The sequence below is a fragment of the Microbulbifer elongatus genome (assembly GCF_020524885.1).
GTDB lineage: Bacteria > Pseudomonadota > Gammaproteobacteria > Pseudomonadales > Cellvibrionaceae > Microbulbifer > Microbulbifer elongatus_A.
Window position 1 is genome coordinate 1 of sequence record NZ_JAIVKJ010000018.1, and the last position, 1728, is coordinate 1728.

Annotated in this window: 1 protein-coding gene; it reads right to left on the reverse strand. The window is 50.0% G+C overall.

Going from position 1 to position 1728, the window contains the following annotated elements; genetic code table 11:
* Positions 1 to 753: 753 nt before the first annotated feature.
* A complete protein-coding gene (locus LC059_RS17835) occupies positions 754 to 1227 on the reverse strand; it encodes a hypothetical protein (protein WP_226705229.1) in 474 nt (157 codons plus the stop codon).
* Positions 1228 to 1728: the final 501 nt, after the last annotated feature.

Consider the following 1728-nt stretch of genomic DNA (forward strand, 5'->3'; position numbering starts at 1 on the left):
TACTGCCTCTCTACGAAAATCCTCCGTATACGCCTGAGTTCTTTTCTTCGCCATGGTACACCTCCGTGTTAGGCCGAAACCTAACTATACAGGGTGTCTACCAAACGTGGGCAAGTCCTTCACTTAACGCCGCCAGCAGGGGCAGCTTACCTTGTACGCATATTGCGCGAAAATGGGAGCGCAGCGAACCGCGCAAAATGTGCACAAGGTAAGCTGTCCCGCGGAGGGCCGAAGGCCCGGAGTTTTACTGCCTGGCCTTGTTAAAAGTTGTGGGCTAGATGCGAAACTGCTTGGTGCCAACACGCTTAAACCTTGAAAAATATATGGCAGATCCAACAAAGAACCAACCCAACAAAAGCACTGAAATTGCAGGCAGCCATGAACTTACTGCTAATGAATAGAAAACCACATATAAAAATACGCTGCCTACGGCTGCTCCGATTAACGCAGAAACAAGCCTACCACCGGGCTTTAGCTGAGCACCACATGATTCGCACTCTAGCGAGCCACCTAGAAATGCAATTCGAGCCTTTACAGTTTTAGTTGCAACTCTAGTATTGCAATCGGGGCAATTCAGATGCTTCATAGACTTTTAACGCCGCCGGCAGGGGCAGCTTACCTTGTGTACGATTTGCGCAAAAATGGGAGCGTAGCGACCTGTGCAAAACGTGCACAAGGTAAGCTGTCCCACGGAGGGCCGCAGGCCCGGAGTAAATTGCCCGGCCTTGTTAGCGTATTTCACTACGGCGCAGGCTACTCCTTACCTCTTAGCTCTCGATTCAGTTCGAGCCTATATCGGATACCGCAAGACACACAATACCACTCACCATCCTCTTTTCGCCAAATGATATTTTCAGTGAAATATGTAACCTGACCTTCTAAGAGGCCTCGTTGCTCTGCATATGACTGTGAGATATTTTCGGCAAACGTGGCAGAATAAATATATCTACTTTCATCGCCTACTCCACCTTTGAGTTCGAAGTTTTCCAGTTGCCAGCCTTCATTGAGCACTGACATCAATCTCACATACTTCTCTTTATCTACGAAAGAACGGAAATCCGAGCTTCGGTATTCATAGGCCTTTGCCCAATCATTGCTCTTCTCAAGCGAGTAATACTCATCGATTCTCTGCAATAGTCTTTGCTTTTCGGAAACCGATACCTGTAATGGATCTCTAGTACAGCCGAGTAAAAGTAAAACTAGAGCGGCAAGTTTTAAGTACTTCATAAACGTACGCTAACGTTGCTAGCAGGGGCGGCCGACGCGCAGCGTTGGACGTCCAGCCCAGCCCCGAAGGGGATGGGCGAGCCTGCCTAGCCTGGTTATGGCTGACGCGCTCCGGACCAACTACTAGCACTTTGCCAGCCACGGCTTGGCTGGCCACCGCCCGATTATTACGAGGAAAGAATACCGCACTTTCCCCCGCATATTTTTATCTTACTGGCTCTCCACAATACTGCAGCGGATTCCCTGAATCTACCGAACCCTAGCGAACGCTCTAGGAACGAAACTGCTTGAATGTGCCATGGCCAAAAGCCAAATACTGGATACGAAAACTGTGCTCAAAAGGTTGAGCGACACAGATACTAATTTTTACCGACCGGCACCATAACGCCCGCAACAGGGGCGACCAATGCTATGCACGTTTTGTGCGAAACTGGGAGCGTAGTGACCCGCACAAAACGTGCATAGCGTTGGGCGTCCCGCGGAGGCCCGAAGGGCCGTAGC